The organism is Geodermatophilus chilensis, from assembly GCF_002802985.1.
Classification (GTDB): Bacteria; Actinomycetota; Actinomycetes; order Mycobacteriales; family Geodermatophilaceae; genus Geodermatophilus; species Geodermatophilus chilensis.
Window position 1 is genome coordinate 1 of the sequence record NZ_NVPT01000148.1, and the last position, 13,346, is coordinate 13,346.

11 protein-coding genes and 1 pseudogene are annotated in these 13,346 nt (G+C 71.9%); 10 read left to right on the plus strand and 2 right to left on the minus strand.

The window, feature by feature from the left end:
* Positions 1 to 587 precede the first annotated feature (587 nt).
* From CNO22_RS20730 to CNO22_RS20765, 8 genes are all read left to right on the plus strand, one after another.
* Positions 588 to 3,521 (plus strand): helix-turn-helix transcriptional regulator, encoded by a 2,934-nt coding sequence (locus tag CNO22_RS20730; protein ID WP_157937039.1) that lies wholly within the window; start codon positions 588 to 590, stop codon positions 3,519 to 3,521.
* Between the two features lie 132 nt (positions 3,522 to 3,653).
* Complete coding sequence (locus tag CNO22_RS20735; protein ID WP_100501159.1) at positions 3,654 to 4,493, plus strand: oxygen-binding di-iron domain-containing protein; 840 nt, start codon at positions 3,654 to 3,656, stop codon at positions 4,491 to 4,493.
* Between the two features lie 51 nt (positions 4,494 to 4,544).
* Complete coding sequence (locus tag CNO22_RS20740) at positions 4,545 to 5,396, plus strand: SDR family NAD(P)-dependent oxidoreductase (RefSeq protein ID WP_100501160.1); 852 nt, start codon at positions 4,545 to 4,547, stop codon at positions 5,394 to 5,396.
* A gap of 663 nt (positions 5,397 to 6,059) precedes the next feature.
* Positions 6,060 to 6,596 carry a TetR/AcrR family transcriptional regulator gene (locus CNO22_RS27885; RefSeq protein WP_157937040.1) on the plus strand — a complete coding sequence of 179 codons (537 nt, stop codon included), beginning with the start codon at positions 6,060 to 6,062 and terminating at the stop codon, positions 6,594 to 6,596.
* A 34-nt stretch (positions 6,597 to 6,630) separates the two neighbouring features.
* On the plus strand, positions 6,631 to 7,065 hold the full coding sequence (locus CNO22_RS20750) for a VOC family protein (RefSeq protein ID WP_100501162.1): 435 nt from the start codon (positions 6,631 to 6,633) through the stop codon (positions 7,063 to 7,065).
* A 17-nt stretch (positions 7,066 to 7,082) separates the two neighbouring features.
* Positions 7,083 to 7,922: an MBL fold metallo-hydrolase gene (locus tag CNO22_RS20755; RefSeq protein ID WP_100501163.1), complete on the plus strand. Its 840-nt coding sequence runs from the start codon at positions 7,083 to 7,085 to the stop codon at positions 7,920 to 7,922.
* A gap of 704 nt (positions 7,923 to 8,626) precedes the next feature.
* Positions 8,627 to 8,902 carry a tyrosine-type recombinase/integrase gene (locus CNO22_RS29260; RefSeq protein WP_232807213.1) on the plus strand — a complete coding sequence of 92 codons (276 nt, stop codon included), beginning with the start codon at positions 8,627 to 8,629 and terminating at the stop codon, positions 8,900 to 8,902.
* Between the two features lie 409 nt (positions 8,903 to 9,311).
* The gene (locus tag CNO22_RS20765) at positions 9,312 to 10,979 is read left to right on the plus strand and encodes a LuxR family transcriptional regulator (RefSeq protein ID WP_157937041.1); all 1,668 of its coding nucleotides are present in this window, start codon (positions 9,312 to 9,314) and stop codon (positions 10,977 to 10,979) included.
* 5 nt (positions 10,980 to 10,984) lie between these two features.
* Here CNO22_RS20765 and CNO22_RS20770 read toward each other — a convergent pair whose 3' ends face one another.
* Complete coding sequence (locus tag CNO22_RS20770; protein WP_100501165.1) at positions 10,985 to 11,953, minus strand: GNAT family N-acetyltransferase; 969 nt, start codon at positions 11,951 to 11,953, stop codon at positions 10,985 to 10,987.
* Between the two features lie 314 nt (positions 11,954 to 12,267).
* Between CNO22_RS20770 and CNO22_RS20775 the strand changes: the two genes are divergently transcribed.
* Both CNO22_RS20775 and CNO22_RS30175 read left to right on the plus strand, forming a co-directional pair.
* Positions 12,268 to 12,501, plus strand: coding sequence for an IS3 family transposase (locus CNO22_RS20775; protein WP_100501166.1), 234 nt, complete (start codon positions 12,268 to 12,270; stop codon positions 12,499 to 12,501).
* 6 nt (positions 12,502 to 12,507) lie between these two features.
* Positions 12,508 to 12,693 (plus strand): annotated as a pseudogene (locus CNO22_RS30175) (hypothetical protein); the annotation flags it as partial.
* 350 nt (positions 12,694 to 13,043) lie between these two features.
* On the opposite strand, the gene CNO22_RS20780 reads toward CNO22_RS30175, so the two are convergent.
* Positions 13,044 to 13,346 (minus strand): transposase (locus CNO22_RS20780; RefSeq protein ID WP_157937042.1); only part of this gene is annotated, 303 nt, incomplete at its 5' end.

Consider the following 13,346-nt stretch of genomic DNA (forward strand, 5'->3'; position numbering starts at 1 on the left):
CAATCGCCGCCGCCCTGGAGGCGGTCAGCCCGGCTGATGCCGCCGGCTGGTTCTCCCACGCCGGCTACCCCACCCGCCAAGCTGCATGAGAACCGCTGTGAGGGGCCACCGCGTGGATCTCCTGCGTGAACCCGCCAAGGATCATGAGGAGAAAGGCCACGCGAGGGCCCTGGACCAGTCTGACGCTTGTATGGATGTCAAGCCGCCTCGGATGGGTGCACCGCCGACCAGTCCGGAGACTCACGGTGTTGAGACCCCGACCCGATCCTGGGCCGGAATTTGACCGTGTAAGACCTGTTCGTACCCGACAATGTCGTCCTGCTTCATCCACCGCCGCAGGCAGGACTCCGCGATGCCCAGGTCGTGGGCAGTCACGGCGATCGGCTTCATCCGCTCTCAGCTTGGAGCCGCGGCGACTCAGCGCCGAAGCCGACAGGGCCTGCCTTGGGGACGCAGCTGCAGCCAGCCCGTCCTGCGCAGGATCGCGCGTCGATCGGTGACGCCGGGCCCGGTACCCCTCGCCCGCGCGGCTGAAGGCGGTGGCTGAAGGACGTCGCCACCACAGCCGGCGGGGCCACAATGCCCCCGTGCTGAAGCCGGGCTCGGGCACGACGGACACGCCGGCGACGACGGTCTCACCGGACGTCGTCGGGCGTGCGTTCGAGCTCGCCGTCCTGCGCGACGCGTGGGAGGAGAGCACACACGGCAGGGGAGGGGTCCTCTTCGTGGTCGGGGAGGCGGGTATCGGCAAGACTCGCCTCCTGCAGGTCGTCGCTTCGGACGCCGCCCGTCGAGGGCGACCGGTGCTGCGGGGGCGGGCGGTGCAGGCCGCGACCCCCGCCGCGTACCGGCCCCTGACCGAAGCCCTGTTGTCGGCCGTCCGAGCCGGTGGCGCACCGGACCTCGCCGAACTGGGCCCCTTCCAGCGGGCCCTCGGTCGCCTGGTCCCCGAGTGGCGCGCCGCCGACCAGGTTCCGCCCGACGAGTCACTGCTCGCCGTCGCCGAGGGGATGCTGCGGTTCCTCACCGCGCTCGCCGGGGACGACGGGGCGCTCCTGGTGCTCGAAGACCTCCACTGGGCCGATCCCGAGACCCTCACGATCCTCGAATACCTGGCCGACAACCTGACCACGGAGCGCGTCCTGTGCCTGGTCGGCGTGCGGGACGACGAGCGCTCAGGTGGGCTGGCACTCGCCCGGTCCCTCCACGCCAGGCGGGTGTCACGGCTCCTCCCGCTCGGCCCCCTGGGCGACCAGGAGGTCGCCACCATGGTCGCGTCCTGCCTCGGTGCCGCCACGGTCCCCGACGAGGTCGTGGCCTTCGCTGCCCGGGCCGACGGTGTCCCCTTCCTGGTGGAGGAACTGCTGGCCACCGCCCTGGGCGTCGGTGCCCTGGTTCACGAGGACGGGACGTGGCAGACCGTCGACGGCGTCGAGCCGGTGGTGCCGCTCACGCTGTGCGAGAGCATGCGGCGGCGGGTGGCGCGGCTCGGCGCCGACGGTCGAGCGGTGCTCGTCGCCGCGGCCGTGCTCGGGCGGCGCTTCGACTGGAGCCTGCTGCCGGCAGTGACCGGGCTCGGCGAGGACGCCGTCCTCCGCGCGCTGCACGAGGCGGTCGACGAGCAGATCGTCTCCCCGGACCGGGGCTCGCGGAGCTTCCGCTTCCGACACGCACTGTCGAGGGAGGCCGTGCTGGCGGAGCTCTTCCCGGCGGAGCTGGAGCTGCTGTCGCGACAGGCGCTGGCGGCGATCGAGGCGGCATACCCGGAACTCGACGACGACTGGGGTGGCCTGGCCGCAGAGCTGGCGGAGCGCGCCGGCGACCGCACCCACGCCGCGGCGCTGGTCCTGGAGATGGCACGGCACGCCTTCCTCAGGGGCGCCCTGGCCACCGCCGAGGCCACCCTGGAGCGCGCCCGCAGCCTGCTCCCCGCCGACCACCCCACGGGGCTCGATGTCGACGAACAGATCCTGCAGGTGCTCTCCCTCGCGGGCAAGCGGGAGCGGGCACTCGAGGTGGCGACCTCCCTGCTCAGCCGGCTGGGCGACGACCCGAGGTGGCGGATGCGGCGCACGGAGGTCCACCTCCGTCTCGCCCGCACCGCCGTAGCCGCGACGCGGTGGGAGGAGGCGGACGAGCACCTCGAGCAGGCCGGGCGGGAGACCGCGGCCGTCCCGGACGACGACCTGGGTGCCCGGCTAGCGGCAGTGCGCGCCCAGACCGCGATCACCCGCGACCCCGAGCAGGCTGCCGCGCTGGCGCGTGCGGCGCTCGAGGCGGCTGACCGTCTCGGGCTTCCCGACGTGGCGTGCGAAGCGCTGGAGGTCCTCGGCCGCAGCCAGCGCCCGCACGACCTGACCGCCGCGGAGGGCACCTTCGCGCGGGCCCTCCGGCTGGCCGAGGACAACGGCCTGACCCTGTGGCGAGCCCGCGCCCTGCACGAACTGGGGGCGATCGACATGCTCCGCGGCCGGGGCGTGGAGCGCCTTGAGCAGGCCCGGGAGCTCGCGCTCGGCCAGGGAGCAGTGGCGACGGCCGCGGTCGTGGACGTCCAGATCGCGGCCGCGCTGGTCATCGGGGACGAACCCGACACCGGAGCGGTCGCCTCTCAGCGCTCGGCCCAGCTGGCCCGGCGGTACCGCCTCGACCAGACGCTGGCCGCCGCCCTGGCCCTGGAGTCGTACGCACACGCGCGTGCCCGACGGCGTGCCGAGATGCAGCGGTGCATCGACGAGGCCCTGGCCCTGGCCCGCGGCGTCCCCGACATAGAGGTGAAGACGTCGACCGCGGCTGGCCTTCTGGCGCTGATCGAGGAGGACCGGGCCACTGCCCGTGAGCATCTTGCTGCCGGCCTCAGCGCGCTCGCCCAGGCAGGCAGGGACTACTCCTCGGTGCCGGCCATCGGGCTGCTCGCCCTCCTCCGCGCGCTCGACGGATCCGCGGACCAAGCGCCACGGGTCGTCTGCCCGGCGACGTCCGTCCATGTCATCGCCGCCGCCTTCCTGCACTACGCCGACGCGGTGACGGTGGGGCGCGGGGGGGACTCCGAGCTCGCTCTCCGCGCCATGGCCGAGGGCGACCGCGCGCTGCGGGCGCACCTGTGGTTCCGGCACCTGGGCTGGCGACTGATCGCCGAGTCCGCCCTCGCGGATGCCTGGGGGGATCCGGTGCCGTTGCTGCGCCAATCGCTCGACTTCTTCGACGGCCTGGGGGAGCACCACATCGCCTCGGCGTGCCGGTCGCTGCTCCGGCGCGCAGGAGCCCCGGTCCCGCGCCGCCGTGGCGAGACGAGCGTCCCCCGCGAGCTGCGCGCCGTCGGTGTGACGTCCCGCGAGATGGAGGTGCTGCGGCTGCTCGCCGAGGGCCTGCCGAACACGAAGATCGCCGGCCGGCTGTATCTGTCGCCGCGGACCGTGGAGCGCCACGTGGCCAACCTCGCGGTAAAGACGGGAGCACGTGGCCGTGCACAGCTGGTGGCCTACGCGGCGCGGACGGTGGCAGCAGGGGTACCGCCGTCTTAAGTGGGGGGCACATCGACGCACGACGACGGCTCTCCCCCATGCGCCCGCCCGTCCCGCCGCAGCAGGCTTCGGTCGGCCTCCGAAGGCGAGGTCCCCCCGGATGAGCGGACGGGGGTGCCACGAGGAGGACCGATGAGCTTCGCACCCGAGACGCCCTGCACCCGCATCCCGCCCACGCGGCTCGACACGGACACCTGGGTGGTCCACCAGGTCCAGCACGCCCTAGGGGCCCCGCTCAGCGTCTACCTCAACTCCATGGTCATCGCAGGAGAGGAACCCGCCATTGTCGACACGGGATCGGTCAACAACCGGTCTCAGTGGCTGGAGGACGTGTTCGGCATCGTCGATCCGGCCGACGTCCGATGGGTGCTGCTTTCCCACGACGACAGCGATCACACGGGCAATCTCGCCCCGGTGATGGAGGCCTGCCCGACTGCCACCCTCGTGTGCAGTTGGCCCCTGGTAGAGCGATTCAGCAACGCCTTCCGGTTTCCCCTCGATCGCTGCCGTTGGCTGAATGACGGGGACACCCTGGACATCGGGGACCGACGCCTGATGGCGGTCCGGCCACCGGTCTACGACTCCCCGGCCACCCGCGGCTTCCTCGACGAGCGCAGCGGCATCTACTGGGGGGTCGACGCCTTCGCCACCCCGTCCCCCGGCGACCCGGCCCCCACGGTCGCTGATCTCGATCCGGGCTTCTGGGCCCAGGGCATGGCCATGTTCGTCCACCACGCATTGTCCCCGTGGGTCGGCCTGGTCGACCGGGCGCGCTACGCCGCCGAGGTCGACCGGGTACGCGCGATGGGCATGACCACGATCGCCACCGCCCACAGCCCGCTCATCGAGGGCAGGAGCGTGGCGGACGCCTTCGACCTCCTCCGCGACCTGCCCGACGTGCCCGTCCCGCCTGTACCCGATCAGGACGCGCTGGACCACATCCTCCAAACCGCCGTGACCGCCGGCATGTGAAAGCGCACACCCAAGACCTGCTCGCCCCAGATCGACCCCGTGAGGACAGCCATGACCCCCATGCGAGACAGACGAGTCGTCGTCACCGGACCCACGTCCGGCATCGGGAAGGAGATCGCCCGCGGACTCGCAGCTGGAGGAGCCAAGGTCGTCCTCGCCTGCCGGGATGCCGAGCGCGGGAAGCGGACGGCGCAGCAGATCGCGGCGGACACTGGCCAGGCCGAGCCCTCGGTCATGGTCGTCGACACGGCCGATCAGGCCTCGATCCGACGGTTCGCCGACGCCTACGGCCGACGGTACGGGTCGGTCGACGTCTTGGTGAACAACGCCGGTGTCCTGCGCCCGCAGCGCGAGCTGGGCGTCGACGGGCACGAGCTCACCTTCGCCACGAACGTGCTCGGCTACCACCTGATGACGCGGGAACTCCAGGACGCGCTGCGCGCCGGCACGGCGGCCCGGGTGGTCAACGTGGCCTCCACCTACGCCGGCGACCTCGACCTCGACGACCTGCAGTTCGAGCGCCGTCCCTACGACGGGATGCGGGCATACGCCCAGTCGAAGGCCTGCGACCGGCTGCTCACCTGGGCGTGGGCCCGGCGGCTGGAGGCAGAGGGGATCATTGTCAACGCCCTCGCACCGGGCCTGGTCCTGGACGCGGCCCTGTACCGGGACGTCCCCGAGGAGATCCGGCGCTATCTGGAGCAACAGCCCAGCCGCAGCCTGGCCGAGGGAGCCGACACCGCGCTGTGGCTGGCCGGCAGCCAGGACGTCCACGGCCTGACCGGCAGGTTCTTCGAACAGCGCACCGAGGTCGACTGCGAGTTCCGCGACCTTGACGCGGAGGAGCGGCTATGGGCGGTCTGCCAGGCGATGGTGAACCGCCCGGCGGTCCCTGCGACCTGAGGACATGGTGCGCCGGCCGGTGCACCTCCGTCTTAAGAGGTCCGTTTCGGGCTGGTGACGAGCAATGACCGTCAGCGGTGTCCGCGCAGGTCACCGTCGGCGTTCCAGGAGGCGGCGCAGGTCCGCGGGGCATCTCGAATCATGTCGGCTATGACGCGCGGATGCCACTCGCCGGCGCCGACTTTGAAGGCCAGGACGAGTCCCGGCGACGCCATGCAGGCCGGTGCGGCGAGGTCTCGCAGAAGGCGGCCTATGGAACACCAGTCGATTCCGTGGACCTCGGCGCTGGTCGCACCCCCCGAGCGCCGCGCTGCCCGCTGTAGAAGGCCTGCCCGTGGTGGGCAGGGCAGGGTCGCCGACGATGAGGCACCGGTGCACGAGCCGCAGAGTGCGCCGGCACCGATCGGGAGGTGTGTGACCGGCTGCTCGGCGTGCTGCGCGACGCCCGAGCCTGGGACGACGTTCTCGCGCCCCGCGACGGCGGCGGCTATGGGTTGCACGGAAGCCGGTCACGGGCTGACCACCCTCGGCCGGACGCTCCGGGGAAACCCATGGAGCGGGGGCTTGACAACCGCGGCGCACGAGAGCACCGTCCGAACGGTGTTAGACCCGCCGACCGCCGACTGGCGAGCCTCACGACGTGCGGCGGCGAGTGAGCGCATCGTGACCGAGGCGTGGGCAGCCGCGCGCGAGCACGGCCTGGCCGCGTTGTCGCTGCGCGACCTCGCGCGCCGCCTCGGCATGGCCGCGCCGTCGCTGTACTCCTACTTCGACTCCAAGCACGCGCTCTACGACGCGATGTACGCCGACGGCTGGCAGACGCTGCTCGCCATGGAGCTCCCCGACCCTGGTCCCGACCTGGGCACGTCCCTGCGCCGGACGACGCACGTCTATGTGCGATGGGCGTTGGAGGACCCGGTGCGGTACCAGTTGCTCAACCAGCGGACGATCCCCGGCTTCGTGCCTTCGCCAGCGGCCTACGCCGTCGCCGTGCAGGCGTACGAGCGCCTGGCGGTGTCGCTTCGAGCACACGTCCAGGCGACACAGGAGGACCTCGACCTGCTCAGCGCGATCATCGGCGGCCTGATCAGCCAGCAGATCGCCAACGACCCCGGCGGCACCCGCTGGGTGCGCCTCGTCGACGACGCGCTGGACCTGCTCGTGCCCCGGCTCGAGCGCCGACCCAAAGCAGCCGGCTGAACTTCCTCGGCCGGAGGACACCAGGAGGGAACCCATGAGCACCGTCGCACCTGCCCGACTGCACCACCTCGCGCTCACCGTCACCGACCTGCCGGCCAGCATCAACTGGTACAGCGGCGTGTTCGGCCTCCGCTACGTGATGGACGCCCCGCACCCGGGTGGCTTCGCGCAGCTGCTCGCCGACGAGGCGATGCAGTTGATGATCGTGCTGCACCGGCACGACGCGAACGAGGGCGAACTGTTCCGCGAGTCCCGTACCGGGCTCGACCACCCCGGGTTCGTCGTCCCGACCAGAGACGACCTCGTGGCCTGGCAGGAGCACCTCGAGAGCCACGGCGTCGTCCGGTCCGACACTGCCGACAAGCCACTCACCCAGTCCCCGATCGCCGACGAGGACTACGGCTCGGTGCTGGTCTTTCGCGACCCCGACAACATCCAGCTCGAGCTCGTCGCCCTGCCCTCCGCCTAACTCCCAGGAGCACCGACATGCGCAGTCACCGTCTCTCCGACGACCTCACCGTCCTCGCCCACGCCGAGGAGATCCCCGGACTCGGGCACCTGCCCGTCAACGCCTTCGTGCTGCACGCCGAGCAGCCGGTGCTCGTCGACACCGGCATGCCGGCCGTGCGCGAGGAGTTCCTCGATCTGCTGTGGTCGGCCGTCGACCCTGCCGACCTGCGGTGGATCTGGCTGACCCACCCCGACCGCGACCACACCGGGGCGGTGATGCAGGTCCTCGACGCCGCACCGCAGGCCCGTCTGGTCACCACCTTCATGGGCATGGGGATCCTGTCGATCGAACACCCGATCCCACCCGACCGGGTCTACCTGCTCAACCCCGGGCAATCCCTCGACGTCGGCGACCGCACCCTGACGGCCTTCCGGCCGCCGCTGTTCGACAGCCCCGCCACCACCGGGTTCGTCGACGACCGGACCGGCGCGTGCTTGTCCTCGGACTGCTTCGGCGCGCCGATGTCCTCAGCGCAGCTGGCGCTGGCCGACGACGTCGCGGAGGTCCCGGGCAGCGACCTGCTCGCCGGCCAGCGGATGTGGGCCGTGGTGGACAGCCCGTGGGTGACGTGGGTCGACCGTGACCGCTACGCCGCCTGTCTCGGGGAGTTCCCGGGCGCCGGCTCACCGCTGATCCTGAGCACGCACCTTCCTCCGGCCCGCGACCGCAGCGACGAGCTGCTCGACGTCCTGGCGGCCGCGCCCGACGTGCCGCCGTTCGTGGGGCCGGACCAGGCCGCCCTCGAGGCGATGCTGGCCGGGCTCGCGCCCGAGCCGCGGGCCGCGCAGGAGGCGGCAGTGGTCGCGCCGACCTGAGGGCACGGCCCGACCGGCCGGCGGCACACGCGACGGGGGGCGGCCATCCCGGCCCGAGAGACCGCCCTCCGCAGTGGGAGGTGAGCTACTCGCCGCCCGCCGGAGCGTCCGGGTCGACTCGGCCGACGACTGAAACCACGCCGGCTGAGCGGCAGGCAAGACAAGCGCTGTCTACTGCTGACTCGTCCAGGGCGGCTTGAGGAACGTCTTTCATGTTCGACGCTGCCAAGGCCAGCGGAAGGGTCGACCGCGTAGAACCTCTGCCGGAACGGCGGCTCTTCCTCGGGGAGACCGGGCACCCGGTGGTAGGCCTCACGGCCGCCTGGTGCGCAACCCCGCGTCGCGGGTGAAGCTGCCCCGCGACCGGCGCCGCGAGAAGCGATTCCTCAGCCACGCCGAGGTCGCGGCCCTGGCCGACGCCGCCGGACGGGACCGGCCCATCATCCTCGTGCTCGCCTACTGCGGCCTAAGGTTCGGCGAGTTCGCCGCGCTCCGGGTGCGCAACGTCGATCCGCTGCGGCGCCGGCTGCACATCGAAGAATCGGTGACCGAGGTCGACGGCGTGATGATCTTCGGCACGCCGAAGTCACACCATTGCCGATCCGTTCCGGTCTCCCGGTCGCTGATCGACGCGCTGGTCGAGGCCTGCGCCCGGGAAGGCCCCCGCCGATCTGGTCTTCACGGCTCCTCGGGGCGGTGTGCTGATGCTGCGCAACTGGCGGCGCCGCGTCTTCGACCCCGCGCTCGCAGCGGCCGGGCTCGGCGAACTCACCCCGCACGAGCTCCGGCACACCGCGACCAGTCCCGCCGCCGCCGCCGGCGCCAACGTCAAGGCCGTCCACCGCATGCTCGGGCACGCCAGCGGGGCCATGACCCTCGATGTCTACTCGGATCTCTTCGATGACGATCTCGACGCCGTCGCCGACCGCCTGGACGCCGCCGCCCAGACCGCACGTCAAGATCATGCGGACTATTTGTGAACTGACGGCACCGTCGTCGCCCTCAAGCAACAGCCCTGACGGGCATAACCGCAGGTCACGCGGCAGTTAGAGGGGTGGAGCTGAGGGGACTCGAACCCCTGACTCCCACGCTGCCGGGTCGGCTGGGGGGCATCGGCGGTGGTCCGCCGACATACATCCGGCCAGGTCAGATGCGAGCGACTGCCACAGACCGCCGCGAACTGCCCGGAACGGGGCCCCTTGGCCACCACGCTGGCACCACGACGCGGGCTGTCCGGGCACTCCCCCCGCCGACCTTCGAGCGAACCATCCCGGTCTTCGGCTGATCGTCATCGAGGGACAGGGCCGTCACGCATACCAACGCAGCCTGACGGGCGTCGGGACGGTCCCGTAGCAGGGCACCCCGCATACCATGGTCGCTGTCAGGAAGGTGACGGTCTCGCACATGGACCCGAACGGCGCCGACGAGCTCGCGCGTGGCCGGGACGCGTTCCGCCGCGGCGCCTGGGAAGAGGCGTTCGCCGCGCTCAGCGGCGCCGCGGAGGGCGACGAGCTCGAAGCCGGAGACCTCGACCGGCTCGCCGAATGCGCCCACTACACGGGCCGGACGGACCGCTGCGCTGAGATCCTTTACGGCCTCCACTCCGGGCATCTCTCCGCCGGCCGCGTGCAGGTGGCGGCGATGGCCGCGTACCGGCTGCACATGCTGTTCGCACTCAAGGGCGAACAGACCCTCGCCGCCGGCTGGCTCGGCCGGGCTACCCGCGCCCTTGCAGACATCCCGGACTGCGTCGAGAGCGGCTACGTGCGCATCGCCGAAGCCGAGACCACGTACTGGTGTGGCAGGACGGCCGAGTCCCTGGCCGCAGCGCGGCTTGGTCGGGCGCTGGGCGAGCGGCACGCCGACCCGGATCTGACCGTGGTGGGCCTGCATCTGGAGGGCCGGGCGTTGGTGCGGCTCGACGACGTGCCTGCCGGGCTACGGCTGCTTGACGAGGCGATGGCGGCGGCGGCCGCGGGAGAGCTGAGCCCGTTCTACGCATTGTGGGTCTACTGCAGCTCGGTCATCGCCTGCCACGCCCGCGCCGACATCCGCCGAGCTTCGGAGTGGACGGCCGCGTTCGAGCGGTGGGCTCGGTCGCACCCGGCGGCGCGGATGTTCTCGGGCTCCTGCCACCTGCACCGCGCGGAGATCAAACAGCTGCGGGGAGCTTGGACCGAGGCGGAGCACGAGAACCGGCAGGCCGTCGAACTCCTGCACGGGCTCGTCGTGATGGACGCCGCGCAGGCGCGCTACCACCTGGCCGAGCTGCACCGGCTGCGCGGCGACCACGAGGCAGCGGAGGCGGCCTTCGCCGAGGTCGTCCAATTCGGCGGAGACGTCCAGCCCGGCCTGTCCCTGCTCCGCCTGGCGCAGGGACGACCGGACGCCGCCGCCGCCGGCATCCGCCGGGCCCTCGCCGAGCCAGCCAGGGACGCAACAGCCAGAGCTCGCCTGCTTCCGGCGACCGTAGAGATCATGCTGGCAACCGGTGACGGGGCCACGGCCCGGGTAGCCGCGGACGAGCTGGCGGCGACCGCGGCGACGATCGGCACGCCCGCTATGCGTGCCCTGGCCGCTTTCGCGGACGGCGCCGTCCGGTTGACCGACGGCGATACGACCGGCGCATTGGCCAGCCTGCGGCTGGCCGACGGAATCTGGCGGGAGCTCGACGTGCCCTATGAGCGGGCCCGGGCCCGTCACTTGATCGGCATGGTTTGCCGCGCAGCCGGGGACGAGGACACAGCCGCCCTCGACCTTGCGGCGGCCACGCGGGTGTTCGCCGAACTCGGCGCCCTCACCGACCTCGCCGCCGTGGAACGGCTCCTGAGCCGCAGCGGCAACCGGTCGGCGGCGCGGCCGCCGGACCGCCTCACCGTGCGTGAGATCGAGGTGCTGCGCTTGGTGGCCGCCGGCAAGACCAACCATGCCGCGGCCGCTGACCTACACCTGAGCGAGAAGACCGTCGCCCGTCATCTGAGCAATATCTTCGCCAAGACCGGGGTCGGGTCCCGCGCCGCGGCGACCGCGTACGCGTTCCGCAACGACCTTGTGTGAGCGGCTCAGCGCCAGTCGTCGAGGACCCAGGCGCCCTCGTGGCTGTACCCCGGCTCGTTGGCTCGGTGCATCGCCACGCCCTGCAACCAGGTCCGGTAGCCGCGGTCGGCCAGAAGCCGATAAGCGCCGACCCGGGCCAGGTTCACCCCCGCGTCGATGTGGGCCATCCCGCGCCGCGCCGCCAGGCTCTCGCATGCGTCGAGGAGGCGGCCCAAGCGCTCGCCGGCGCCGGCGCCCGGCCGAACGGCGCCGAACTTGACCAGGCACAGGCCTTCACCGGCCTCCGTGCCGCCGCCCAGATGGCAGACAGCGAACCCGTCGAGCGCATCCTCGGCGCCCAGCAGGACCGTCTCCCCCAACCCCAGCCTGCCCACGGCGGCGATCTCGCGCTCCAGGTCCAACCCCGCGAAGACCTCGTCGGCCACGGCGCGGCATGCGGCGACCGCGTCTGCCCGGCTCTCCTGGGGCAACGAGCTCAGCGTGGACCAGCCCGCCGTGGGTCCGTCCGTGGGCACGGCTCGACGCATCACCGCCGTCAGAAAGCGCGGCCAGAAGCCGAACCGGCGGTAGAGCTCGACGTGCTTCGGACTCTGCGCGAAAGTGAAGAGCCCCACGTGGTGACAGCCCCAGGCCTCGAACCGCTCCATGACCGGATCCATCAGGCGGCGGCCGAGCCCTCGGTCCCACAGATGGGGAGAGATGGTGAGCGGACCGAAGAAGCCGACGCTCCCCCAACAGGCCGCGAAGTTGGATCCGGCCACCTCGCCATCGACCGTGACTGCGAAGGCCGCCGAGGGGTCAGCGGCCCAGCGCGTGCTCACATAGTCCGCCGTCTGCATGAAAGCCGCGGGGTCCGGCAAACCGAGAAATGTGCCGAAGGCCCGGCGCATGACGTCGTCCGCTGTGGCGAGGTCGGCTTCGCGGAGGTGGTGGATCGCAATGCCAAGGTCCGGGCGAGCACTGGTCGTCGTCATGTCGGAGTCCTCTCGGATGACGGTGCCGCAGCGAAGCGGCGAGGAGGCCCCACGGTAGGAATCTCGAGCCCGGCGCCGCGTCGGACGAAAGGGCCATTCGGTGCCGACACAATGGGCAAAACGACCCATGGCCCGGGTGCCCACTGACCCGATGCAGCCGACGGACGGCCTCGAAGATCGCGGCTCGCCGCGACTCGTCGCCGAACCAGCCGCCGGTCACGCGGACGGCGGGGCACTCCCGGATGGGAACGCCCCGCCGAGCGGAATGAAGTGGAGCTGAGGGGACTCGAACCCCTGACAGGAGCCCCCACGACTTGAGGCCGCGCGGCGCCGGCGGCGGCGGTCACGGGCGCGGGCCGGGCACGTCAGGCTCGTGGAAGGGCATCGACGACCTCGAGATCGCCGTCGCCGAGTACATCGACTGGTTCAACCACCGACGCCTGCACGGCGAGATAGGCCTCGTTCCACCAGCCGAGCATGAGGACGACTTCTACCGGCACAATGACGCGGCGACTACCGTCGCCGCGTCAGTTCCGAGCCTCCACTGAACCCGCGGGCGGGACAGCTACAACGACGCCCAGCGCGCCCGCGGCGCCACCCATCACGAGGCCCTTCGGGCCCTATCGAACCGGCTCGTCGGGATCCTGCACGGCTGCCTGCGCCACCACACCAGCTACGACGAAGCCCTCGCCTGGCACCTCGACTCTCAGTCCGCAGGGGGCCGCCGCTTGACGGCTTAACCCCGTGGGATGTCTGAAGCCTGAGCGGCCCACTCTCTATGAAGACGGGGGCCGCTGGCGAGGGGATGGTGCTGCGTCCCCGCGGTAGCTGGCTGGGGCCGTCGGGTTCCGCTGCGGGTCCGGGTGGAGCGCCCGCAGCCGCGCAGCGGCGAGGACGAACGACCTGGACGTGCGAGGACCCGGCGGTGGGATGACCGGCCGCGGGAATGCGGGATGGCAGGCATACCGGGCAGGTGGGGATCGGCCGGGCGGGTGGAGAGCCGGGCTCATCTCTCTATCGCCTCCTGGCGGGAGGACCAGGTCGGATGGGAGGGGCTTCGCTCCGGTAGCGCATCTCAGGGAAGGGCCGTCTATGCGGCCAGAGTGGGCGGTGTGGCGCCTGCCGGAGCGAAGGGCTTGTTCGCGGTGAGCATGTGCCAGATGGCCTCGGCGAGCTTGCGGGCGATGTCGACGCGGGCGACCGAGGCGCCGCGCTGGCGGCCCAGCCGGGTCTTGGTGCGCTGGTAGCGGGCGGCGTAGACCGTGTGGCGGGCGGCGTGCGTGGCCGCCTCGACCAGCGCCCAGCGCAGGTACTTCGGACCGTTCTTGGCCAGTTCGCCGCGCCAGTCATGCCCGCCGGACTGATCGACGGTGGGGCACAGCCCGGTGTAGCC